Raw genomic sequence first — 24010 nt, 5'->3', positions numbered from 1 at the left:
GAAACCGACTCTCACCCACGCCCTCCGTCAAACATCCAGCGTAGCGTGCTTTCCAGCGGAATATCCTCGAGCGGCCCGACGGCGGCCTGCAGCCGCGCACCGTCGCCCTGCAATCGGTGCACTTCGTTCGCACGCACGAATGCCGGGTTGACGCGCACCTCGATCGTGTAGCCGGCAATATGCTCCATCATCGCGATCACGGCCTTCAGCGACACCGCTCGGCCCGAGCAGACGTTGAACACGCCGCCGGCAGGCGCTAGCTGCAGCAGGCGTCGATACGCATCCGCCACGCGGCGCACGTCGGAGAAATCGCGCTCGACGTCGATGTTGCCGAGCTCAATCATGCGCTCGCCGCGCTGGAAATGGCCGACGATCTTCGGCAGCAGAAACTGCGGCGACTGTCCGACGCCCGTGTAGTTGAACGGACGCGCGACGACGATCGGCAGCTTGTCGCGCCACAGGCGCGCCATATACTCCATCGCCAGCTTGCTGACCGCGTAGTCGTTCGCAGGATTCGGCTCGACCGATTCGTCAATGATCTCGACTACCGCGTTGCCGTAGATGTTGGCGCTGCTGGCCAGCAGAACGGCCTTCGGACGGTTCTCCAGGTTCGCAAGCGCCTCCAGCAAGTTGCGCGTGCCGACCACGTTAGTGCGATAGATTGCGTCGGCGTCGCCGTGCGCGACGAACGCGATCGCGGCGAGATGCGCGACCACGTCCGGTTGAACGTCCGCGACGACTTTCGCCAGCGCCGCCCGGTCGCACAAGTCCACCCGATACATGTCGGACCGGGTCGCCTCGGAACCGTGCGCCGTGCCGAACACGCGATAGCCGGCCGCCCGCAACGACTGTGCAAGATAGTCGCCGGTAAAGCCGCCAAGCCCCGTCACCAGGGCGCGCGGGGCATCAGAACGAGAAGCCGCGTTCATTTCGACGCAAATCCGCTTCAACCATCATCGCGCACAGCTGCTCGAGCGTCGTCTTCGGCTCCCAGCCCAGCTTCTGCTTCGCCTTCTCCGGATTGCCGATCAGCAGATCGACTTCGGCCGGGCGATGGAACTTCGGATTGACGCGGACCACCGTCTTGCCGGTTGCAACATCGACGGCAGTTTCATGCTCGTTGCTGCCCTTGAACTCGAGGTCGACGCCGGTCGCCTTGAACGCCATGCGCACGAAGTCACGCACGGTTTCGGTACGGTTCGTGGCCAGCACGAACGTGTCCGGCTCGTCAGCCTGCAGCATGCGCCACATGCCTTCGACATATTCCTTCGCAAAGCCCCAGTCACGCTTCGCATCCATGTTGCCCAGTTCGAGCACATCGAGCTGGCCGAGCTTGATCTTGGCGACGGAGTCGGTGATCTTGCGCGTGACGAATTCGCGGCCGCGAAGCGGCGACTCGTGATTGAACAGGATCCCGCTGCAGCCGAAGATGTCGTAGCTCTCGCGGTAGTTCACCGTGATCCAGTGCGCATACAGCTTCGCCACGCCATACGGGCTGCGCGGATAGAACGGCGTCGATTCGATCTGCGGGATCGCCTGCACCTTGCCGAACATTTCGGATGTGCTCGCCTGGTAGAAGCGGATCTTCGGATTGACGATGCGGATCGCTTCGAGCAGGTTCAGCGGACCGATGCCGGTGATTTCCGCGGTGGTGACGGGCTGGTCGAACGACACGCCGACAAAGCTTTGCGCGGCGAGGTTGTAGACCTCGGTCGCGCCGGTCGTCTGCAGCAGGCGGATGCTCGCCGACAGGTCGGTCAGGTCGTATTCGACCAGATGCAGGTTCGGATGCTTGGCGATGCCGAGCTCTTCGATGCGCCAGAAATTCACCGAGCTGGTGCGGCGATAGGTACCGTAGACCGTGTAGCCCTTGTCGAGCAAGAGCTCGGCGAGATAGGCGCCGTCTTGGCCAGTGATGCCGGTAATGATGGAAGTTTTGTTAGACATAATAGACCTGCTTTAAGAACACGCTTCGTTGCGCGAGAGAATTTTTGCCAAATGACGAGCACTCTGCGCCCAGGTCAGAAAAGGCATACCGCGAGACGAGGGCTCCTGCTGCGCCGCTCGAAGCTCGAGCCACGCCCTGATCTCTGCCGCCAAATCCCCCCCTTTCTGCGCGGAAAAATAAAACGCATGCTCGCCGGCCACTTCACGAAACACTGGCAGATCGCGTGCGATGATTGCCAATCCGTGCTGCGCGGCTTCAATCAGCGGCAAACCAAAGCCTTCACCATAGGATGCCGCAATCAGGCACGAACTTGCCCCGTAGATTTTCTCCAGATAACCGTCCGAGACGCTTTCCAGCCAGAACAGATGACGCCCCTGCTCCGTGTGCCCCCGCAACCTCGAGACCAAATTCTCGACCATCCACCCCTGCCGGCCTACGATCACCAGATTGATGTCCTGATTCTCGCACCAGAGCCGCTCAAACGCATCCAACACCTGGACATGGCCCTTGCGCGGCTCCAGGGTCCCGACCATCAGAAACGTCGGGACACTGCGCAGGCGTTGCAGCACTTTATCGCCATCGCGCGGGATCTCCGACGAAGTCGAGAAATTCTCGATATCCGCACCCAAATGGAACCAGTCGACTTCAAACGAGCGCGGCCGCTGCGGGGCACGCGCATCGAGCCACGTCGACAGATCGGCCGCCACCGCCTTCGAAATGCACAATGCTCCGTCATTTTCCGCCACGACGTCGAGCCAGCCCGTAAAACTGTCCGCTGCGCCGGGAACGAAGTACTGCGGAAGCAGCACGCACAACAGATCGTAGACGACAAACTTGACCTGGACACCCTGCAATCGCAGGCTCTGATAGAACGCCCGCTGCGCGGGTACGACCTGGGGTTGCAGATCCAGACCGACGAACACATCTCCCGCCGCATAGTCGATCGGCTCGTCCTGCAGCCAGCCGTCCTCGAATCCCATCAGCCGCATCGTGAAATCACGCGCATAGCGATAAGAATCTTTGGTGGTCGCATAAACCGGTTCGACCCGGAAGCCGTCGGGCGGGGATTCCAGCCACTCCTTCAGCAGATTGCGTACCACACGCTGGATCCCGCTTCTCGCGTCTACCCGAACAAGCTCGGAAATATCGACCAGCAACTGCCGTTTGTTGTTGCGCGGCACAAAATTCCTCGCCACGGTCAGCGCCCACGCGCGCAACTGGTCGTCGCTTGCCTGGCCGGCCCGACGCGCGATTGCGCGAGACAGTACGACGGGATTCGCATCGGTGCGAAGGTAGAACTGCTCGATAGCATCGCGATACTGTTCGGCACAGACGTCGGGCGCATGATCGGTCGCGATGATCTCCCGCGCGCGCGCGCCCATCCGTTGCCGGCGCCGCGCATCCGAACGCAACGTCTCCAAAGCATCGACCAATTGCTCGTCGGTGAACTCGTCCGGCAGCATCCAAACCGCCTCGCGGTCCAGATCGGCCATGCTTCCGTTCGCGTTGACGATCGTCGCCTTGCCGTAATTCATGCAGTCCAGCACCGCTGCCGACGTTTCGCCGCGCGACAGCGTCCTCAGTTGGACGCCGACGTCGACCGCCGCCAGATACTGGCGGAACGTTTGTGCATCGGCCCAACCGGTAATGTGGACCGTGGCTTTCTCGCCCATTTGCCGAATGCTGCGCGCGAGTTCCTCGCCATACTCGGTCGGCTGGTTTTCTCCGACAAAGATCAGATGGCAGGCCGGATCGCGCGCGAGGGACGACCTGCTCCATGCATGCAGCAAGCGATGATTGAGCTTGGACGGCCCCAGCCCACCGAATGCGCACACCATAAAGTCGTTCTTGCCGAATCCCAGCGCGTCACGCGCAGCGTCGCCGCTCGACACGGCAGTCGCATCGCGCGTGAGAGGAATCACGGTCCAGTCGGACGTATCCCCGCCGTACCAATGCCGCGCCAGTCGCAGCGAATTGGGCGAATGAACAATCAGGCCCAGGCCCTTCTGAATCACACCCAGGCTGCACGGATACTCCCAGATGACATCCGCGATGTCCTCCTTCTGATGGCGGGCCTTCAGGCCGACATACCCGTGCGCGCCATACAGCGCCCTCGACCAGACATCGGGACGATTTCCGTGAATGGCCATGTGCGCGAGAATGCCCGACAGAAAGAAATCGTGCAGCACGACCACGCCCGGTACAGCCTCTAGCAGCGGAAACATGTATTGGTGAAACGACGAATTCCCGAAGTGATAGAGCACCCGATCGTAGGAGTTCGCATGTTTGCGCAGCCACGCCGGCGTTTTCACCGAAACATGCGCATGCTGCGCGGACTGAATTTCTCTCGCTTCATCCGGGTCGACGATGACGTCGATATCGTAAAAGCGCGCTAGTTCCGGCAGCAGTTCCGCGCTGTAGTCGGCAATACCCGTCCGTGCCGGTGGAAACGGCGACACGTAGGCCAGCCGGAGACGCCGCGGTGGAACGTCCTGCGCACGCCGCTCGGCCAACCAGGCCTCAAGCCGCCGCTCCATTGCGTCGAGCGCGCAACGCCCGCTTTGGTCCCACGAAAACTTTCCGGCCTGGCGCTTCCCGTGTTCGATCAGTGCCTGACGATAGCCCTCGTCCGTCAAGCCGCGCTGCATGTAGCGCGCAATCGCTTCATCGGATTTGGGATCGAACAGCGCGTCCTCCCAGCCAATCACTTCCGGAACGCTCGACGTATTCGCGCCGATCACGGGTGCGCCGCAGCGCATCGCCTCCAGCACGGGCAAACCGAAACCCTCATGCCATGAAGGAAAGACGAACAACCGGCACAGGTTGTAAAGCGCCAGCAGGTCCTCGTCCGGCACGAACCCCGTGCACACTACATCGTCTGCGTTCAACCCGACCTGTCGAGCCAAGCGCTCCAGCGCTTCATGGCTGGTCAGCTGAATCGAGCAAACAATCGCTAACTGGTGCGACTCGCGCAACGCGGGCGGCAACAAAGCGAACGCGCGAATCATGCCCTCGACGTTCTTGCGATGGTCGATACCGCCCGTATAAAGCACGAACGGTTTCGTCAGCCCGTACTTGTCTCGCAATGCCGCTTCGCGCTCGGAAGCAATTGGTTCCGGCCGAAACCACGCGTCGACATCGGCGGAAATGTTGACGGACCACTCGGGCGAGAGATCGAGATGTTTAATACCCTCCGAGCGCGACGATTCGGATATCGCAAGCCACAAATCTGCACGTCGCAGATGCTCAATTTTCCCCAGATACCAATCCTTAAAAAGGGGATTCTCCAGATAGGGCTTGGCATAGAGGTACGGAATCAGGTCGTACAGTGTGACCGCGACCGGAACGTTCGCTTGAAGCGCGTGAATGCTGGTAATCGAATCGTCGCCGAAGCCTTCGAAGTAGCTGGCGCTATAAATGAAATCCGGCCGCAGGCTCGTCAGAAATGCCTCATAAGTCAGTTCACCTGACTGGCGACGCCACAGGTTGGCCTTATCGACATAGGCAGCCGGCCCCGCTGCATGCCAGACGTGAATGTCGCGCGGCGACAGCATCGCTTCGAACTGCTCGCGCAGAATCCACGCGGACTCCTCGAACGCTCCGTTCAGCGCAAGGACGATTTCGTGTTTGCCGCGATTCCGAATCATCGCCTTGACGATGGACTCGGTGTAACGCCCCACGCCACGGTTGCGCGAGTTGAGGCTCTGCGCCCCTTGCATGTCAACAACGATACGCATTATTCAGCATTCCCATTTTCTTGCGCGAGGGCAGACTTCAATGCCATGAACGCTTCGCGCGCGCGGGGCGTCAAACCATCATCGTCGACCGGTTTTCTGTGCACCGGTTGAGCGGGCGCACCAACGATAATCCGGACGAGTCGCTGCTTCACGCCGGGCATCCTGCTCAACACTCGCACAGCCAGTCGTCGCAGCCACGGATTGCGATTGGCGTATGCGACGCCGCGGAACAACGCGCGTCGCGCGCCGGATTTGCAGGCTCCTTTCGCGTCGCGGGCATACGTTACGACACTGCGCATCGGCGCAGTGATACGCCACGACGTACTGTCGTAGACCGCCTGCAATTTCTGGGCAGTGTGCTGCGCTTCGTCATGGACGCGCCCCAATTCGCCGCGCACCAGACCCTGCTCGCCGTGGACCTCGCCAATCGCGTCCTGGACCCGTCCAAGATCGCCGCGGACCTTCCCCAGTTCACCCTGGACTTGCCCCACTTCGCCACGGACGCGCCCAAGCTCGTCGACGACTTGCCCCAGTTCGCTGCGGGCGCGCCTCAATTCGTCGAGGACCAGGCCCAGTTCGCCGCGGACCTGCGCCACTTCGTCGCGGGTCGTCCGGATCTGCTCGGCGGATCGCTCATGCTCCCGCGCCACCCCTTGCTCGAACCGGGCGGCAAGATCAGCCAGCGCCAGACCGTAGTCGGTATCGAACGCTTCGTCGAATGATGCAGCCTCTTCTTGGTTGCAGGATTTCTGCGCAACAATGGCGTAATCCGGGCTGACACCGCCCAACACGTCGAGCAGATGGATCCGCGCGCCCTCGTCCTGCAATGCGGGCGCCTCCTGCAGTCGAACCCGCTTGACACGCGCAAATCCGGCATATTCGCCGACGAAACTCAGCAACTCGGGCGGAATCGGCTGCTTGTGACTCGGGTCCAGATAGAAATTGCAGCCTGCGACGACGATGTTTTCCGGGTTCGGTGTCTCGAGAATCAACAGGCCACCAGGTTTCAGCACGCGCAGCGCTTCGCTGACGATCCTGCGTACCTGTTCGAAGGACACGTGCTCGACAACGTGAAAGGCCGAAACGAGCGCGTGGCTGTCCGAATCGAGCGCGGCAAGGTAATCAATCGCGTCACCCTGAAATACCGGCAGACCGCGCTCGCGGCACGCTTCCAGCATATCGGCATCTAGGTCCACCCCGACGGGGGAAAAGCCCGCCTCCGCCATGAGCTCCAGCCATTCACCGCGACCGCAACCCAGGTCGAATGTCTTCCCGCCCGGGTAGAGCGTCGCGAGCGGCGTAATGAACGGCAGGTATTTCTCCAGTCGGACTTTGATCAGCTCCCTCGAACCGCGATGCTGATCTTCAAACGCGCGATAAAAACTGTCCACTACGGCAAGCTCCTCACCGTCGTCTGTAGCCACGCTACGCCGACGAAAGTTTCCATCTTCTTGTTGACGACGTTGAATACCAGCGCGCGATCACGCCACTGGTAGTTGTTCGCAACATGGGCGTCCCCCGTGTGCAACGCCACCGCGACCGAATAACTGCCCACCCCGATGTTGGCCGTGAATTCAAAGTACAACTCGACGGACTGACCCGCATCGAGATCGACCAGCACCTGCTTCAGGTGATAGGTGTTCGTTCCGAACACTGTCTGCCCGAGCCGATCCTTGATCATGTACCCGACCACCAGCTCGGGGATCGCTTCGACACAGCGAACCTTGACTCGCAGCGCCACCGGCTGCCCGACACCAGCGACCTCGATGGGCTGCCCCGACTCATCCAGCAGATCGACCGCATCAATCACCGCTTCGCCCGTGCCGGACACTGTTTGCACCGCCCCGCTCTCGAGCGTTTCCTGACGGATCCCGTGATCCTTGCGATCGGCCAGCATCGCGTTGTAGTAATCCATGACCACCTCGGGCGGCCCTTCCATCTCGAGCCGCCCTGCGTTCAGCAGGATCGCGCGATCGCAGATGGCCTGGATCGCGGCCTTGTCGTGCGCGACGATCAGAAGCGTCGTACCTTGCGTACGAAACTCGCGGATACGATCAAAGCTCTTGTGCTGGAAATACGCATCGCCGACCGACAACGCCTCGTCGACGATCAGCACGTCGGGCCGGCGGGCCGTCGCGACGCTGAACGCAAGACGCACCTGCATGCCACTCGAATACACGCGCACCGGCTGGTCGATGTATTCGCCGATTTCGGCGAACGCCTCGATTTCCGGCATCAGCGCCAACAATTCGTCGACGGAATAGCCGAGCAGTTGCCCGGCCATCATCACGTTCTGGCGCCCTGTGAAGTCCGGATGAAAGCCCATCCCGAGTTCCAGCAGCGCGGCGACGCGACCAGTCATCGTCACGCTGCCGACCGTCGGCTGCGTGGTCCCGACGATCATCTTCAGCAGCGTGCTCTTGCCCGCGCCGTTGATGCCGATGATGCCCAGCGCCTCGCCGGCGCGTACCGTGAAGTTCACATCCTGCAGCACCCAGTGCAGCGTGTGATGCTGCTTGCGGCGCGGGTCCATCCACTCGACGAGACGCGACCAGCGCGTCGGATACTGCTTGTAGGCCTTGCCCAGATTGCTAACGGTAATGGTGCCCATCAGAGTTCATCCACCATTTCGCCCGCGTGCCTGCGGAACAGACTGAAACCGAGAAAGCACCAGCCGACGCCCAATGCCGTGACGAACCAGAGTTGCGACCAGTCCGGCCACCGGCCCTGCATCATCACGACCTGGAACGCCTGGATCAGCGACGCCATCGGATTGAACTGCATGCCAGCCTGGATCGGCTTGGGCAGGATCTCGATCGAATAGACGATCGGCGTCAGCCAGAACCAGAAATTCAGCACGATATTGAAGAACTGCCCGACGTCACGGAAGAACACGTTGAGCACGCCAAGCGTGATCCCGAGACCGATCGCGAATAGCGTCAGCAGCATCAGCAACGGAATGACAGCGAGAAACACGATGCCGGGGAAGTTACCGGTCAACACAAGGAACGCAACGAACAACCCGAACACTATAGAGAAATTGACCAGCGAATTGGCAACCACGATCACCGGCAGGCAGAGCCGCGGGAAGCTCAGCTTCTTGATCAGGTTCGCGTTTTCGATGAACGAGTTCTGCGCGCGACTGACGACTTCCACGAACATGCCCCACGGCAACATGCCCGCGCACAGGTGAATGCTGTATGCGAAGCTGTTGTCGACGCCGGGCAGCCTCGTATGCATGACTCGCGAAAAAATCACCGTATAGACGACGATCATCGCGAGCGGATTGAGGACGGTCCACGCCGCGCCCAGCAGAGAATTACGATACTTGGACTGGAATTCCCGCTTGACGCTTCCCAGGATGAAGCCGCGATAGGCCCACAGGGCTTTCAGCATCCCCAGCATCAAGCCCGCCCGTACACATCTTGGAAGCGAACGATATCGTCTTCCCCCAGGTACTCGCCGCTCTGCACCTCGATCATCACGAGGTCCAGCACGCCCGGATTCTCAAGGCGATGCTTGTGACCGGCAGGAATGTAGGTGGACTCGTTGGTTCCAACGAAGATTTCCTGATCGCCGTTAACAACCTTGGCCATCCCGGACACGACGATCCAGTGCTCGCTACGGTGATGGTGCATCTGCAGGCTCAAGCTCGCGCCCGGCTTGACCTCGATGCGCTTGATCTTGAACCGCGGCCCCTCTTCCAGCACCGTGTAGGTGCCCCACGGACGGCTCACGGTGCGATGCAGCTTGTACGCGTCGTGATCCTGCTTCTTCAGGCGGGCCACGACCTGCTTCACGTCCTGCGCGCGGTCGGGACTCGCGACCAGCAATGCGTCAGGCGTATCGATGATCATCAGATCGGCGACGCCAACCGCCGCCACGACACGATCCGGGCTCTGCACGTAGGTGTTCCGGCTATCGACGAAGATCGCTTCGCCAACGGCCCGGTTGCTGTCCTGGTCCGGCGCGGTCAGGTCGCGCACCGCGCCCCACGAACCGATATCGCTCCAGCCAAAACTCGACGGCACCACCGCCACGTTCGACGAGCGCTCCATCACCGCATAGTCGATCGAGATGTCGGGCATCTTCTGGAACGACTCGGCGGGAATCTCAAGCATCTGTGCAGTCGACTTGTCCGCCTGCAACGACGCCCAGCATGCCTCGGCCGCCGCCGCGACGTCCGGGGCGTGACGGGCCATCTCGTCGAGGATGACGCCCGCCTTGAAACAGAACATGCCCGAGTTCCAAAGATAGTTGCCCGTGGAAACGTATTCGGCAGCCTTCGCGGCATCCGGCTTCTCGACGAAACGCAATGCCACCCGGCCCTCGCCGACTTTTTCCCCCGCCTCGATGTAGCCGAAGCCGGTGTCCGGCCCGGTCGGCACGATGCCGAAAGTCACCACCTTGTCTTGATTCGCCAGTTGGACGGCACTCGCGACCGCCGCGGAAAAGCCTTGCAAATCCTGCACAAGATGATCGGCTGCCAGAATCAGCATCAGCGCATTGCGCCCGTACTTTTCCACGACATGATGCGCCGCCATCGCCACGGCAGGTGCCGTGTTGCGCCCGGTCGGTTCGAGCATGAACACGCCGGACTGAAGTTCGCCGAGCTTCGCGCACGCGAACTCGTCCTTGCTCATGAAATAGTAGTCGCGATTCGTGACCGTCAGAACCTCTCCGCGCTGCGATTCCGCATCGTTGCCGACCACGGCAGCTGCCCGACGATATGTTTTCAGGAGCAAGCTCTCGCCATCAGCAAGCTTCATGAACGGTTTGGGATGCCCCTCACGGGAGACTGGCCAAAGTCGTGTGCCAGCACCACCGGACAGGATGACGGGAATTAACATCACTTTCACTCCAGATCTAGTTTTCTACCGACGAAAGAACGCTCTCGCCACTTGATTCGACGTGCGCTGCCAGCAAGAGCATCAGCCGATCGGTCCCAACTTGGCTGGGACAGAATTATAGCTGGCGAACTGCCGCCGTCTGGAAAAGACGGAGTCCAGACGGCCCACTGCGCAGCGCCCCGACAAGCTTGCCGGGCACCCTCCGCACCTCCCTGACGGGCGAAAATCCGGCGGCCAATCCACGGACTCTCGACGGCTGGACATTACTTGACGGTGAGTTCGACATCACCGAATGCCCCGGAAACGCCGCCATCCTGTCAAGCGACGCCTTCCTGCACCAAGGTCACTCGCAGAACGTAACGCCCTGCGACCGACGGTGCTACTACGGATACCTGCACATCCTGCTCCTCGCCCTGCATCAAAGACGCACGGAGTCAGGTGCGTTCGCACCGTGACCTGCGCCCCCTCTCCGTTGAGCCAGTGATACGAGACAGGCACCGGATTCGGCATACGATTGGCAATTTGGTACGGGAGGTACGGGACCGGTTGCACAATCCGATCTCGACTGAGAACGGCTTATTCGTGACCGCCTGCGACGGCGCACGCAGCATCGTCAGCTCGATGTCCGCCTTCGCCTGCTCCGCAATTGGCTCATGCCAGGACCTCTTGATCAGCATTTCCGACTGCTGATAGCGCCCCCTCAATAGCGAACGCAACATCTCACCAATGCGCTCCTCTAACAATTGGCAGGCCCAAACATACAGCTCCCGGTCCAGCACGATCAGCTTATGAATCGCGTCAAGCTCTCCCGCCGACAATTCGGCCGCTCCCGATCGATTGGACGACGCATTCAACCTGGGAACGGAAAAATTCGGGAAAAACCCGCGCGCGTGCGCCAAAAGACTCATGGAGTCGCGCATCCGCTTCGTGATGCCGAAGAACGCGAACGATTCGAGTCGTCTTTTGGCTTGATCCAACAATGCCCGGTCATGTGTTTTGCCGGACGCAAGCAGGACTTCCGCCAGCCCCATTGCCCGCGCCGCGCAGGTGTTGCCCCCCTTCGCTTACCACGGCGAGACCGAAAGCGGCGGCTCGCAACGTGTCGCTCAAGCTATTCATCCAGACAAAGTCGAAGCGCATCATCCCAAGCCGGCATCCGCAAGCCGAACACCTCGCCCAGCTTGCCCAGCGCCATTCTCGAGTTGGCCGGCCGCTTCGCCGGCATCGGATAGTCGATCGACGCGATCGGCACGACCTTCGGCGCATGCGCCCCCATCGCGATCTCCAGTATCGCTTCGGCAAAACCGTGCCAGGATGTGGCGCCGGCCGCCGACAAATGGTGGACGCCGGAACGACGCGCCCACCAGTCGGCATCGCTCGCCGCCGCGCTCTGCGCGACGATGTGCGATGTCGCGGCGGCAATCGTCTTGGCCCAGGTCGGCGCGCCGATCTGATCCGCGACGACTCGCAATTCCGGGCGCTCGGCACCAAGCTTCAGCATCGTCAGCAGGAAATTCCTGCCGCGCCGGCCGTACACCCAGCTCGTCCGCAAGATCAGGTGTGCGCATCCCGTCGCCGCGATTGCCCGCTCGCCTTCTAGCTTCGTTGCGCCATAAACGTTCAGTGGATTCGGCGCATCGGTTTCCGCGTACGGGTCTGTTTTCGTACCGTCGAACACATAATCGGTCGAGTAGTGAATCAGCGTGCCACCGCTGCGCGCCGCTTCTTCCGCGAATACGCGCGGCACGTCGACATTCACGCGACGCGCCAACTCGACTTCGGTCTCCGCCTTGTCCACCGCCGTATAGGCGGCCGGATTCACGATCAGGGACGGCTTCAGGTCCCGCACGAAAGCACGCACACGATCGAGATCGTAAAGATCGAGCGTCGACCGGTCGCACGGCACCACGCGGCCGAGTCCCTGGAGCGTCCGCAACAATTCGAAACCGACCTGGCCGGTTACACCCGTCACGAGAATCGTCGACTCGCGGCTTGTATCCTGTCTCAAGCGTAGACCTCAGCTTCGCTTAATCGTGCGCCTGCGGCATCTTTGGCAGCCAGCAACGGTTCCACATCGACCGGCCAATCGATCCCAATCTCCGGATCGTTCCACACGATGCAGCGCTCGTGCTCGGGATACCAGTAGTCGTTCGTCTTGTACAGGAACTGCGCAGCTTCGGACAGCACGACGAAGCCGTGCGCGAAACCGGGAGGAACCCACACCTGCCGATGGTTCTCGGCCGACAGCGCGACACCGACCCACTTGCCAAAATTCGGCGAACTCTTGCGAATGTCGACCGCGACGTCGAATACTTCACCCTCCACCACACGCACGAGCTTGCCCTGCGCGTGCCGGATCTGGTAGTGCAACCCGCGCAGCACACCTCTCGCCGACCGCGAGTGATTGTCCTGCACGAACTCGACGCCCGGAGCAACCTGCTCCGCAAACTCACGCGCGTTGAAACTCTCGTAGAAATACCCACGCGCGTCACCGAACACCTTCGGTTCGATGATCTTGACTTCCGGCAGCGCCGTCGCGGTTACTTGGATTGCCATGCGACCTGATCCGAAAGAATGTGTTCGAGATAGCGCCCGTAGCTGTTCTTTGCCAGCGGCACGGCAAGCTTGCGCAACTGATCCGCATCAATCCACCGCCTGCGATAGGCGATCTCTTCGGGGCATGCAACGACGAGCCCTTGCCGCTTCTGCAACGTAGCGATGAACGTCGCCGCATCGATCAGCGAATCATGCGTACCGGTATCGAGCCATGCATAGCCGCGCCCCATGATCTCGACGTCGAGCTTGGAGTCGGCGAGATAGCGCGAATTCACGTCGGTGATCTCGAGCTCGCCGCGCGCGGACGGCTTGATGTCGGCGGCGATGTCGCACACCCGGTTGTCGTAGAAGTACAGGCCGGTCACCGCATAGTTCGAGCGCGGCACGGCCGGCTTCTCCTCGATCGACAGCGCGCGAAATTCCTTGTCGAATTCGACGACGCCGTAACGCTCGGGATCCTGCACGTGATAAGCGAACACCGTAGCGCCCGACTCCTTTGCGTTCGCACGCTCCAGTTGCTTCGCGAGATCGTGCCCGTAGAAGATGTTGTCGCCGAGAATCAGCGCCGACGGATCGTTGCCGACGAAATCCCTGCCGATGATGAACGCCTGCGCGAGCCCGTCCGGCGACGGCTGCACCGCGTAACGGATGTTCATCCCCCACTGGCTGCCGTCGCCGAGCATCGCCTCGAAGCGCGGCGTATCCTGCGGCGTCGAAATGATGAGTACGTCGCGAATCCCCGCCACCATCAGCGTGGACAGCGGATAGTAGATCATCGGCTTGTCGTATACGGGCAGGAGCTGCTTCGATACGACATGCGTGATTGGATAAAGTCGCGTGCCGGAGCCGCCCGCGAGAATGATGCCTTTACGTGCCATCGACCATGCCCTCAAGTACGTTGCGCGTAATTCGTCTCGACCCACTTGCGATATTCGCCCGACACGACGTCGTCCACCCACGCCTGATTGTCGAGATACCAGCTCACGGTCTTCGCCAGCCCCGTCTCGAACGTCTCCGCCGGCTTCCAGCCCAGTTCGCGCTCGAGCTTGCGCGCGTCGATCGCGTAGCGGCGGTCGTGACCGGGACGATCCTTCACGTAGGTAATCTGGTCGCGATACGAGCCCGTCGCCTTCGGCCGCGCATCGTCGAGCAGGTCGCACAGCGTATGCACGACGTCGAGGTTCTTCTTCTCGTTCCAGCCGCCGACGTTATACGTCTCGCCCGGTACGCCGCGCGCGAGCACCTCGCGGATCGCGCTGCAGTGATCTCCGACGTACAGCCAGTCACGCACGTTCTGGCCGTCGCCATAGATCGGCAGCGGCTTGCCCGCGAGCGCGTTCGCAATCATCAGCGGAATCAGCTTCTCGGGAAACTGATATGGGCCGTAGTTGTTCGAGCAGTTCGTGGTCAGCGTCGGCAAGCCGTACGTATGGTGATAGGCGCGCACGAGATGATCGGAGCCGGCCTTCGTCGCGGAGTACGGGCTGTTCGGCGCGTACGGCGTCGTTTCGGAGAATTGCGGATCGGCCGCGGACAGCGACCCGAATACCTCGTCGGTCGACACGTGCAGGAAGCGGAACCCGGCCTTGTCGGCGTCGCTCAGGCCGTTCCAATGCGCGCGCGCCGCTTCGAGCAGCGTAAACGTGCCGACGACATTCGTCTGCACGAAATCGGCGGGGCCGTGGATCGAGCGGTCGACATGGCTTTCGGCGGCGAAGTGCACGACGGCGCGCGGCGCGTGCTCTGCAAACAGCGCATCGAGCGCAGCGCGGTCGCAAATGTCGACGCGCGCGAACACGTGCTTCGGATTACCATCCAGCGACTGCAGCGTGCGCAGATTGCCCGCATAGGTCAGCTTGTCGACGTTGAGCACGGGTTCGTCGCTGTGGTGCAGCCAGTCGAGAACGAAATTGGCGCCGATAAAACCCGCACCGCCCGTAACCAGGATCATGAGACTCCCTCTAGAAATGTGCGGTACGCCCAGCCGGGCGCTTGCCGCATGGCATATCGCAAGTGGCAATGCCCGGGCCACATCAGGCCCGGATTTTAACCGGTCGCCATGATCGACAAAGTCACGAAATGCTAATTTTTTGCGAGGAAAACGATAATTATAGGAAATCGTGCAAAGCAAGAGCCATGCCGCTAACAACTTGATACAACGCTCCGGCCCTGCATCATCGGGAAAAATTCTGTCAGATCAAATGGTTGAAGTGGTATGAAGATTGCCCGCCCGTTGTAGAGTTCTCTTTTCTACCAAACCGCCCAGCTTCGCAACCACCCACCCCCATGCCCCCTCCCCCCATCGCCATCGGCGACATCCAAGGCTGCCATTCGGCTTTCCTCTCGCTGACGGAAAAGCTCGCCGCCCCACCCGACACCCCGTTCTGGATTGCCGGCGACGTCGTCAACCGCGGTCCCGCGTCTCTCGCGGCGCTCCGTGAACTCGTCGACCTCGGCCCCCGCGCCACCGTCGTCCTAGGCAACCACGACCTCCACCTGCTCGCCGTCTCGGCCGGCATCCGCACCGAGCGCCCCGGCGACACGATCGGCGAGATCCTCGACGCGCCCGACGCCGAGGCCTTGCTGGAATGGGTCCGCCATCGCCCGTTCGCGCATTTCGAGCACGGGATGCTGCTCGTCCACGCGGGCGTCCTGCCGCAATGGGACGTCACGCTCGCGCTGGAACTCGCCGACGAACTGCAGCGCGCGCTGCGCGCGCCGGACTGGCGCGACACGCTCTCGCACCTGTACGGCAACGATCCGAACCAATGGCATCCGAACCTGAAAAAACGCGACCGGATGCGCGTCGCGTTCAACGCGTTCACGCGCATCCGCTTCTGCACGCCGGACGGCGCGATGGAGTTCCGCACGAGCGGCGGCCCCGCCAGCGCGCCGCCCGGCTACCTGCCGTGGTTCGACGTGCCCGGCCGCCGCACCGAAGACGTGACGGTCGTGTTTGGACATTGGGCCGCGCTCGGCCTGATGCTGCGCGACAACGTCATCGCGCTCGATTCGGGGTGCGTATGGGGAAATCAGCTGTCAGCCGTGCGCCTGACGGCCGATCCGGCCGGACGCACGGTCACGCAGGTGCAATGCGAGGCGTGCCGCACGCCGGGAGAGTAAGCGCACGGGCGCAACGGCGCCCGTGCAAGCGGACAGCGAGCCCGCGCCGCCCCTAGCCTTCGCGGCCCGGCACCGGCTCGTCGGCCGCGCCGTCGGCGGCCGCGCCGGCGCCGACTTCGGTCGCCGGGTAGGCATCCCGGGCAAGCTGCTCGAGCGCACCGGCCGTGGGCCGGCCGACGCCGGCCTGCAGCGTGTCGAGCGCCGCCGCGATCGCATCCCGCGCAGCCGCGGACGTCGCGCGCCGGTCGCCGCCCGGCTCGATCGGATCGCACACGTACAGGTGCGCGACGAGCGGGCCGCCGTTCAGCACCATGTCGAGCGACTTGCCGAGCGACAGCTCGCCGATGTACGCCGGCGCGACCGACTGGCGCCCCTTCGCATCCTCGTACATCAGGCAGACCGGCTGCACCGCGCAGCCGGCGGACACCGCGGCCTGGAACAGGTTCGCATGGAACGGCAGCAGCCCCTGCCCGTCGGAGGTCGTCCCTTCAGGAAACACGCACATCAACCCGCCGTTGCGCAGGCGCTCGGCCATCTCGTGCATGATCCGCATCGCCTCGGTGCGCTTCTCGCGCTGCAGGAACACGGTGTCGAGCTGCGCCGCGAGCCAGCCGACAACCGGCCACTGGCGCACCTCCGCCTTCGACACGAACGGCGTCGGCCGCCACGCGTTGATCGCGTAGATGTCGAGCCACGAAATGTGGTTGCCGACGACGAGCGCGCTCGAATCGAGGCGCGCGCCGTCGTTGTGGACCACGAGACGCATCCCGCAGATCCGCAGCAGCTTGACGGACCAGCGCCGGGTCATCTCGACGCGTTGCGCGGGCGCGAGGCGCGGAAAGCGCAGCGCGACGATCGCCATGCCGCGCAGCAGGTGGAAGACGAGGCGCAACTTGCGAAGGGCTGTCATGGCGCGAGTCCGGCGATTCAGTTCTCGAACGCAATCTGCCCGGCGACGAGCGTCGCACGCACGCGGGCCGGCAGTTCGTAGCCGAGGAACGGCGAGTTGTGGCCCTGGCTCTTCAGCCCGCGCGGCTCGACGCGCCAGTGCGCGCGCGGATCGAACACGCACAGGTCGGCCGCGCCGCCTTCGGTCACGCGGCCGGCCGGCAGCTTCAGCACGTCGGCAGGCGCGGACGTGATGCGCCTGAGCGCCTGCGCGAGCGGCGTGCCCGTCTCGTCGGCCCACTTCACCGTCAGCGACAGCAGCAGTTCGAGGCCGGTCGCGCCGGGCGTCGCCTCGCCGAACGGCAGCAGCTTCTCGTCGTCGTCGACGGGCGTATGGTCGGAGCAGATCGCGTCGATCGTGCCGTCGGCCAGCGCCGCGCGGATCGCCTCGCGGTCGCGTTCGCTGCGCAGCGGCGGATCGAGGCGGAACTGCGAATCGAAATAGCCGATGTCGACGTCGATCAGGTGCAGGTGATTCGCGCTGACGTCACACGTCACCGGCAAGCCTTCGGCCTTCGCCGCGCGCACGAGCGCGAGGCCGGCTGCCGACGACAGCCGCGCGAGGTGCACGCGCGCGCCCGTCACGCGCATCAGCTCGAAGATCGTGTGCAGCGCGATCGTCTCGGCCGCGACCGGCACGCCGGACAGCCCGAGCCGCGACGCGAGCGGGCCGCTTGCCGCGACGCCGCCGCGGCCGATGAACGCGTCGAGCGGGCGCAGCCACGTAGTGAAGCCGTAGGTGCTCGCGTATTGCAGCGCGCGCAGCAGCACCTGCGTGTCGCGCACCGGCACGTTCGCGTGCGTGAAGCCGACGCAGCCCGATTCGGTCAGCGCGACCATCTCGGTGATCACTTCGCCCTTGAGGCCGACCGTCAGCGCGCCGAGCGGATAGACGTTCGCCTGGCGCAGGTTGCTCGCGCGGAATTTCAGCATCTCGACGAGGCCCGGCTCGTCGAGCACGGGGTCGGTGTCCGGCGGGCACACGAGGCTCGTCACGCCGCCCGCGACGGCGGCGGCCATCTCGGACTGGAGCGTCGCCTTGTGCTCGTAGCCGGGCTCGCGCAGCCGCGCGCACAGGTCGACGAGGCCGGGCGCGACGATCATGCCGGTTGCGTCGATCGTCTTCGCGGCGTTGAAATCGGCCGGCGCCGTGCCGACCGAGGCGATCTTGCCGGCCGCGACGAACACGTCGGCCTGCCGTTCGGTACCGGCGACCGGGTCGATCAGCGTGCCGCCTTTGATATGAATCTTCATGCGCTGTCTGTGAATGCGTTGAATGCGTGTAAGGGTGCGCGACGCGCGGGCTCAGTCGTTGTTGCCGGCGACGATGCCCATCACCGCCATCCGCACGGCGATGCCGAACGTGACCTGATTGAGGATCACCGACTGCGGGCCGTCCGCGACCTGCGAGTCGATCTCGACGCCGCGGTTCATCGGGCCGGGGTGCATCACGATCGCGTCGGGCGCTGCGAGCGCGAGGCGCTCGGGCGTCAGGCCCCAGGTCTTGAAGTACTCCTGCGCGGACGGCAGCAGCGCGCCGCTCATCCGCTCGTTCTGGAGGCGCAGCATGATGATCACGTCGACGTCCCTGAGCCCCTCGTCGAGGTTGTGGAACACGCGCACGCCCATCTGCTCGAGCCCGCCCGGCAGCAGCGTGCGCGGGCCGATCGCGCGCACTTCCGGCACGCCGAGCGTGGTCAGCGCGTGGATGTCCGAGCGCGCGACGCGCGAGTGCAGGATGTCGCCGACGATCGCCACGCGCAGCTTCGTGAAGTCGCGCTTGTAGTGGCGGATCGTGTACATGTCGAGCAGGCCCTGCGTCGGGTGCGCGTGGCGGCCGTCGCCGGCGTTGATCACGTGCACGTGCGGCGCGCAGTGCTCGGCGATCAGGTACGGCGCGCCGCTCGACGCATGACGCACGACGAACAGGTCCGCATGCATCGCCGACAGATTGTTGATCGTGTCGAGCAGCGACTCGCCCTTGCTCGTCGACGACGCGTTGATGTTCAGGTTCAGCACGTCGGCCGACAGGCGCGTCGCGGCGATCTCGAAGGTCGTGCGGGTGCGCGTCGAGTTCTCGAAGAACAGGTTGAACACGGACTTGCCGCGCAACAGCGGCACCTTCTTCACTTCGCGATCCGTCACGCTGACGAACTGCTCGGCGGTATCGAGGATGTGCGTGACGATCGAGCGCGGCAGCCCTTCGATCGACAGCAGGTGCTTCAGCTCGCCGTTTTTCGTGAGCTGCGGGTTGCCCTTCAGAAAGCCGTAGCGGAATCGCTCGGGGCTCGCGGCCGCAGCGGGGTTGCCGGTGCGGCCAGTCGTGTCGGTGGTCATGATGTGCGTGAGTCCAACGTATGCAAACGGGCCGCGGCGCGAACCGGCGGCCCGGGATCCTGGTTCGGGGCGCTCAGCCGCCGTGCGCCTCGACGCGCAGCGTGAACCGCGCCGCGTCGCCGCGCGCGAGCACGAGGGTCGCGTCGGCCGGCACGCCGATCGCGCCGCCGGCGAACCGCGCGGCAACCGGCAGCTCGCGGCCGCCGCGGTCCGCCAGCACCGCCAGCTCGACCGCGGCCGGACGGCCGTAGTCGAACAGCTCGTTGAGCGCCGCGCGGACGGTGCGCCCCGTGTACAGCACGTCGTCGACGAGCACGATGCGCGCGCCGTCGACGTCGAACGGCAGCGCGGTCGGGCTCGCCTGGCTGTGCAGCCCCTTCTTCGCGTAGTCGTCGCGGTGCAGCGCGACGTTCACCACGCCGAAGCCGGGCGCGCCGAGATCGCGCGCGAGCCGCTCGGCCAGCCACGCGCCGCCGCTGTGGATGCCGGCGAGCCGGGGGCCGCCCGCATCGGCGAAGGCCGCGCCGTACGCGTCGCGGATCTGGTCCAGCAGGACGCGGTATAGCGCCTCGGCGTCAATGGTGCTCATGGTCGGACAATTGGTCGAGATACTGTTGAAGGATGACGCGCGCGGCCTCGGCATCGAGCATCCCGGCGCGCACGCGGCCGCGGACGTCCCGCGCGCGCAGCGCGGCCTCGGCCTCGACCGACGAATAGCGCTCGTCGACCCAGGTCACCGGCAGGCCGAAGCGGCCGTTCAGCTGGTTGCCGAAACGCTTCGCCTGCTGCGTCATGTCGTGCGGCGTGCCGTCCGGATGCATCGGCAGGCCGACGACGAGCGCGTCCGGCCGCCATTCGGCCAGCAGGTCGCCGACCGCCTTGAAGCGGTGCTCGCGGTTCAGGTTGGGAATCACGACGAGCGCGCGGGCCGAGCGCGTCAGCGCATTGCCGATCGCGACGCCGATGCGTTTCTCGCCGTAGTCGAACGCCATGAGCGTCGCGTCACGCGCGCTCGTGCCGTTCATGCGTGCCCTGCTTCGCCGGACAGCATCGACGAGCTGACGCCGAGCAGGCCGAGCGCGGCCTCGAAGCGCTCCTCGGCCGGCGTGTCGAACACGATCCGCGGATCGGCGGCGACGGTCAGCCAGCCGTTGCGGGAGATTTCCTCCTCGAGCTGCCCCGCGCCCCAGCCCGCATGGCCGAGCGTCAACAGGAAGCGCTTCGGGCCCGTGCCCGTCGCGACCGCCTCGAGCACGTCCTTCGACGTCGTCATCTCCAGCCCGCCCTCGACGGACATCGACGAGTTGTAGTTCGCGCCCTCGACCGGCTCGTGCAGCACGAAGCCGCGCTCCGTCTGCACCGGCCCGCCGAAATACACGGGGATGTGCAAGAGCGGCTCGATCTCGAGCTTCAGGTCGATGCGGTTGAACAGGGATTCGAGGTCGATGTCGGTCGGACGATTGATGACGAGGCCGAGCGCGCCGCGCTCGCTGTGATCGCAAAGGTAGACCACCGTTCCCGAGAACGTCGGATCGGCCATGTTCGGCATGGCGATCAGGAACTGGTTGGTAAGGTTGATGCGATCGGAAGGCTTTGACATGGTTTGGATTTTAGCAAAGACACCGCGGCCTGTTGGCGGCCGCGATCAACAAGCAACGCCGCGCCGCGCTGGCAACGGCGCGCACGGATCACACGGCACTCTAACATGCACACGGGAGCCGGCGGCAGCGCGTCGCCGGGCGCACGGCACGGGCGCCCGCGTCACGCATCATCCGTGCCCGGTGCGGCCGAGCGCGGCGCCGAGGGCTTCACCGGCCGCGCTCAGGTCCGGCGGCGCCACGCCGGCCGCGATCTTGAGCAGCGCCGCGCGCAGCATGTCCGACGCGTGCCGATGCGCCGCGAGGCCGCCTTCGGCCGCCGGCACGCCATGCGCGGCGCGGCGCCACGCGAGGCCGAGCGCGTCGGCCAGCAGCGCCGTGTGGCCAAGGCCGAGCGCACAGGCCGCCGCGCCCACGCGGTACGCGGCTTCGGCCGCGCGCCATGCAACGCTCGCGTCGGCCGCCGCCGGATCGGCCGCGAGGTCGGCCATCGACGCGTCGGCGGTCTGCAGGAAATCCTCGTAAGCATGCGCGTTGACGGTCACGACGCCGAGTTCGCGGGTCGGCGCCGCCGCGATCGCGTCCTGCTCGGCGCGCGCGGCGTCGGCTTCCCACAGCGCTTCGGACGCCGGCGTGCCCGCCACGTGCCAGTCGACCGTCAATCCGTAGTCGTGCAGCACGTCGACGAGCGCGACGTCCTCGGCCGCCGCGCCGAACAGCGCGAAATCGCGCCACAGCAGCGCCACCGTCTCGCGCACGAGGTCGGGCGGTGCCGACCGGCGGCCCTGCGCATGCTCGCCGAGCAGCAGGTTGGTGCGCGCGAGGAAGCGTTTCAACTCGCCCGCGCCGCTTGCACGCAGCGCGCGCAGGCACGCGGCCGCGAGCCGCCAGAAGTCATAGGGCGCGTCGGCGGCGAGTTCGGTCATGCAGGCGTCGAGCGCATCGAGCGCCGCGTCGGGCGGCACCTGGTGCGCCCGCAGCGCGGCGAGCAGCGCCTGCTCGTAGCGTGCGCGCGTGCGCACGACGGCTGCGGCGGGCAGCACGCGCAGCGAGGCGGGCGGCACCGCGCGGCCGGCGAGCGCGAGCGTGTCGTACGGCACCTGCACGCGCAGGTCCGCCGCGCTCTGCGCGCGCAGCTTGCGGAAGTGGTCGAACAGGATCGGCGAGCAGGCGAGCTCGCGCAGGTTGTGCCGCGCGACCGCGGCCCGGAAATCGCGCAGCGCGGCCCGGCATCCGGCGGAAGTCGGCTCGGTGGCGACGAGCGCGGCGGCCTGCGCCAGCTGGCCCGCGAAGCGGGCGGCGGGCAGCCAGCCGGCCTCGGCGAGCACGGCCGCAGCCGCGGACAACGGCGCGGCTGCATCGTCGCGGCGGTCGAACGCCGCCTCGGCCGCCGCAAGCCACGCGTCGGCCGCCCGCACCGCCCCGCCACGCGGGTTGGGCAGTGCATCAATAACGGGGATTACCGCCGGATCGGACATCGAGGGCACTCGCGCTGGTCATGGGCAAGCTGCTCGCGTTGCCGCGGCGCCAAAGCGCCGGCGGCACCGAGGCCGGAGCGGAATGTCCTGAGGGCGACGGCCCGGTCAGATCTGGACCATCTCGAAGTCTTCCTTGCGCGCGCCGCATTCCGGACACGTCCAGTTGATCGGGACGTCTTCCCAGCGCGTGCCCGGGGCGATGCCCTCTTCGGGCAGCCCGGCTTCTTCGTCGTAAATCCAGCCACAAATCAGGCACATCCAGCTCTTGTATTCCATCTTAAGCCGCGTAGGGAAGGTCGGTAAATTCGAGAGCCATGATGGTACCGTGTCGGGGCCGGACTGCCTAGCGATCGCGCTCCAGGCGCACGCCTTCGTTGCGTCGCGCTAAAAAATCCGTTCTGCGTGCCGGTTTTCCGCCGCATAATGGCTGCGAAGGGCTCACCACGCTGGTGCAGCCCGCCCCGCTTGACCGTTTTTTCTTGCCCCATTTGTCCATGTCCAGCAACGCCCCTCCGATCGTCCTTACCTTCGGCTTGTCCGATCCCACCGGCGGCTCCGGCCTCCAAGCCGATCTGATGACCCTGGCGAGCATGGGCTGTCACGGCGTGTCCGTCCTGACGGGCTACACCGTGCGCGACTCGGCTGCCTGCGACGAGGTGACGGGCCTCGATCCCGACGTCGTCGCCGCGCAGGCGCGCATGCTGCTCGAGGACATGCCGGTCGCCGCGTTCAAGATCGGCGCGACCACGCGCGCGGAAGTCGTGAGCGCGATCGCCGAGGTAGTCGCCGACTATGACGGCGTGCCGCTCGTGCTCGCGCCCGATTTCACGCTCGACGACGAGCACGTGCTTGCCGCCGACGACCTGCGCGAATCGATTGCCGACCTGCTTGCGCCGCAGACGACGCTGCTGGTCGCCGACCATGCGACGCTGATCGCGCTCGCGCAGCCGGACGGCGACGCGGAAGCGCCGAATCTCGACGCCGCGCTGGCGCATCTGCTGTCGCAGGGCTGCGAGTACATCCTCGCGTCCGAAGCCGGCTCGCACCGGCTCGTCAATACGCTGTACGGCGAGGAAGGCCAGATCCGCGAAGACATGTGGGATCGCACGCCGCACCGGCTGATGGGCCTCACCGATACGCTCGGCGCGGCGATCGCGGCGCTGCTCGCGAACGGGCAGGAACCGCCCGAAGCGGTGCGCGAGGCGCAGGAATACCTGTACCAGGCCGTGCGCGACGCGTTCCGGCCGGGCATGGGCGCGTATCTGCCGGACCGGTTCTTCTGGGCGCGCAGCAACGACGAGGATGCATCGCCGCCCGCGATGACGCCGGACTCGCTGCCGAGGACGACTCATCGGCATTGAGTCGTCGATTAGTCGTCGATCGACGCCGCCGCACCCGCTGCGGCGAACGGCGCAAACAAAAAAAGACCCGCATC

The 24010-nt window shown here is 64.6% G+C and carries 22 protein-coding genes; 2 read left to right on the top strand and 20 right to left on the bottom strand.

Annotated features, from left to right (window positions below; translation table 11 throughout):
• Nucleotides 1-11: 11 nt before the first annotated feature.
• The 12 genes from KY49_RS02925 to rfbB form a co-directional block, all read right to left on the bottom strand.
• Nucleotides 12-929: an NAD-dependent epimerase/dehydratase family protein gene (locus KY49_RS02925; protein ID WP_042583302.1), complete on the bottom strand. Its 918-nt coding sequence runs from the start codon at nt 927-929 to the stop codon at nt 12-14.
• Nucleotides 907-1947, bottom strand: coding sequence for a GDP-mannose 4,6-dehydratase (gene gmd, locus KY49_RS02920; protein ID WP_042583301.1), 1041 nt, complete (start codon nt 1945-1947; stop codon nt 907-909). Before gmd ends, KY49_RS02925 begins: the two co-directional genes overlap by 23 nt.
• Nucleotides 1948-1959: 12 nt before the next feature.
• A complete protein-coding gene (locus KY49_RS02915) occupies nt 1960-5685 on the bottom strand; it encodes a glycosyltransferase (protein ID WP_042583300.1) in 3726 nt (1241 codons plus the stop codon).
• Nucleotides 5685-7076, bottom strand: coding sequence for a class I SAM-dependent methyltransferase (locus tag KY49_RS02910; RefSeq protein WP_052495638.1), 1392 nt, complete (start codon nt 7074-7076; stop codon nt 5685-5687). The genes KY49_RS02915 and KY49_RS02910 overlap by 1 nt, the downstream gene beginning before the upstream one ends.
• The gene (locus tag KY49_RS02905; RefSeq protein WP_042583298.1) at nt 7076-8296 is read right to left on the bottom strand and encodes an ABC transporter ATP-binding protein; all 1221 of its coding nucleotides are present in this window, start codon (nt 8294-8296) and stop codon (nt 7076-7078) included. Before KY49_RS02905 ends, KY49_RS02910 begins: the two co-directional genes overlap by 1 nt.
• Complete coding sequence (locus KY49_RS02900; RefSeq protein ID WP_042583297.1) at nt 8296-9090, bottom strand: ABC transporter permease; 795 nt, start codon at nt 9088-9090, stop codon at nt 8296-8298. Before KY49_RS02900 ends, KY49_RS02905 begins: the two co-directional genes overlap by 1 nt.
• Nucleotides 9090-10535, bottom strand: a complete 1446-nt coding sequence (locus KY49_RS02895; RefSeq protein WP_042583296.1) for a mannose-1-phosphate guanylyltransferase/mannose-6-phosphate isomerase — start codon at nt 10533-10535, stop codon at nt 9090-9092. The genes KY49_RS02900 and KY49_RS02895 overlap by 1 nt, the downstream gene beginning before the upstream one ends.
• 434 nt (nt 10536-10969) lie before the next feature.
• A complete protein-coding gene (locus KY49_RS02890; RefSeq protein ID WP_042583295.1) occupies nt 10970-11566 on the bottom strand; it encodes a hypothetical protein in 597 nt (198 codons plus the stop codon).
• Between the two features lie 80 nt (nt 11567-11646).
• The gene (rfbD, locus tag KY49_RS02885; RefSeq protein WP_042583294.1) at nt 11647-12543 is read right to left on the bottom strand and encodes a dTDP-4-dehydrorhamnose reductase; all 897 of its coding nucleotides are present in this window, start codon (nt 12541-12543) and stop codon (nt 11647-11649) included.
• On the bottom strand, nt 12540-13091 hold the full coding sequence (rfbC, locus tag KY49_RS02880; protein WP_042583293.1) for a dTDP-4-dehydrorhamnose 3,5-epimerase: 552 nt from the start codon (nt 13089-13091) through the stop codon (nt 12540-12542). The genes rfbD and rfbC overlap by 4 nt, the downstream gene beginning before the upstream one ends.
• Nucleotides 13076-13969 carry a glucose-1-phosphate thymidylyltransferase RfbA gene (rfbA, locus tag KY49_RS02875; RefSeq protein ID WP_042583292.1) on the bottom strand — a complete coding sequence of 298 codons (894 nt, stop codon included), beginning with the start codon at nt 13967-13969 and terminating at the stop codon, nt 13076-13078. Before rfbA ends, rfbC begins: the two co-directional genes overlap by 16 nt.
• An 11-nt stretch (nt 13970-13980) precedes the next feature.
• The gene (gene rfbB / locus KY49_RS02870; protein ID WP_042583291.1) at nt 13981-15042 is read right to left on the bottom strand and encodes a dTDP-glucose 4,6-dehydratase; all 1062 of its coding nucleotides are present in this window, start codon (nt 15040-15042) and stop codon (nt 13981-13983) included.
• Nucleotides 15043-15377: 335 nt separating this feature from the next.
• Between rfbB and KY49_RS02865 the strand changes: the two genes are divergently transcribed.
• Nucleotides 15378-16214, top strand: coding sequence for a symmetrical bis(5'-nucleosyl)-tetraphosphatase (locus tag KY49_RS02865; protein ID WP_042583290.1), 837 nt, complete (start codon nt 15378-15380; stop codon nt 16212-16214).
• A 52-nt stretch (nt 16215-16266) separates the two neighbouring features.
• Here the strand turns inward: KY49_RS02865 and KY49_RS02860 are convergent, their stop codons facing one another.
• The 8 genes from KY49_RS02860 to KY49_RS02825 all read right to left on the bottom strand — a co-directional run bounded on the left by KY49_RS02860 (nt 16267) and on the right by KY49_RS02825 (nt 22851).
• The gene (locus KY49_RS02860; RefSeq protein ID WP_042583289.1) at nt 16267-17124 is read right to left on the bottom strand and encodes a lysophospholipid acyltransferase family protein; all 858 of its coding nucleotides are present in this window, start codon (nt 17122-17124) and stop codon (nt 16267-16269) included.
• A gap of 17 nt (nt 17125-17141) precedes the next feature.
• Complete coding sequence (locus KY49_RS02855) at nt 17142-18416, bottom strand: dihydroorotase (protein WP_010091568.1); 1275 nt, start codon at nt 18414-18416, stop codon at nt 17142-17144.
• A 51-nt stretch (nt 18417-18467) separates the two neighbouring features.
• A complete protein-coding gene (locus tag KY49_RS02850; protein ID WP_042583288.1) occupies nt 18468-19499 on the bottom strand; it encodes an aspartate carbamoyltransferase catalytic subunit in 1032 nt (343 codons plus the stop codon).
• Nucleotides 19500-19572: 73 nt separating this feature from the next.
• A complete protein-coding gene (pyrR, locus tag KY49_RS02845; RefSeq protein ID WP_042583287.1) occupies nt 19573-20088 on the bottom strand; it encodes a bifunctional pyr operon transcriptional regulator/uracil phosphoribosyltransferase PyrR in 516 nt (171 codons plus the stop codon).
• Nucleotides 20075-20524, bottom strand: coding sequence for a Holliday junction resolvase RuvX (gene ruvX / locus KY49_RS02840; RefSeq protein ID WP_042583286.1), 450 nt, complete (start codon nt 20522-20524; stop codon nt 20075-20077). Before ruvX ends, pyrR begins: the two co-directional genes overlap by 14 nt.
• The gene (locus tag KY49_RS02835) at nt 20521-21099 is read right to left on the bottom strand and encodes a YqgE/AlgH family protein (RefSeq protein ID WP_010091563.1); all 579 of its coding nucleotides are present in this window, start codon (nt 21097-21099) and stop codon (nt 20521-20523) included. Before KY49_RS02835 ends, ruvX begins: the two co-directional genes overlap by 4 nt.
• Before the next feature lie 168 nt (nt 21100-21267).
• Nucleotides 21268-22575 carry a hypothetical protein gene (locus tag KY49_RS02830; protein WP_042583285.1) on the bottom strand — a complete coding sequence of 436 codons (1308 nt, stop codon included), beginning with the start codon at nt 22573-22575 and terminating at the stop codon, nt 21268-21270.
• Nucleotides 22576-22680: 105 nt separating this feature from the next.
• Nucleotides 22681-22851, bottom strand: coding sequence for a rubredoxin (locus tag KY49_RS02825; RefSeq protein ID WP_004186709.1), 171 nt, complete (start codon nt 22849-22851; stop codon nt 22681-22683).
• 218 nt (nt 22852-23069) lie between these two features.
• Between KY49_RS02825 and KY49_RS02820 the strand changes: the two genes are divergently transcribed.
• Complete coding sequence (locus KY49_RS02820; RefSeq protein ID WP_010099003.1) at nt 23070-23936, top strand: hydroxymethylpyrimidine/phosphomethylpyrimidine kinase; 867 nt, start codon at nt 23070-23072, stop codon at nt 23934-23936.
• Nucleotides 23937-24010 lie beyond the last annotated feature (74 nt).

Origin of the sequence: Burkholderia sp. MSHR3999, from assembly GCF_000833595.1 — a bacterium.
Classification (GTDB): domain Bacteria; phylum Pseudomonadota; class Gammaproteobacteria; order Burkholderiales; family Burkholderiaceae; genus Burkholderia; species Burkholderia ubonensis.
The sequence above is the reverse complement of the archived record's forward strand: the minus strand, read 5'-3'. Positions and strand labels throughout refer to the sequence as shown.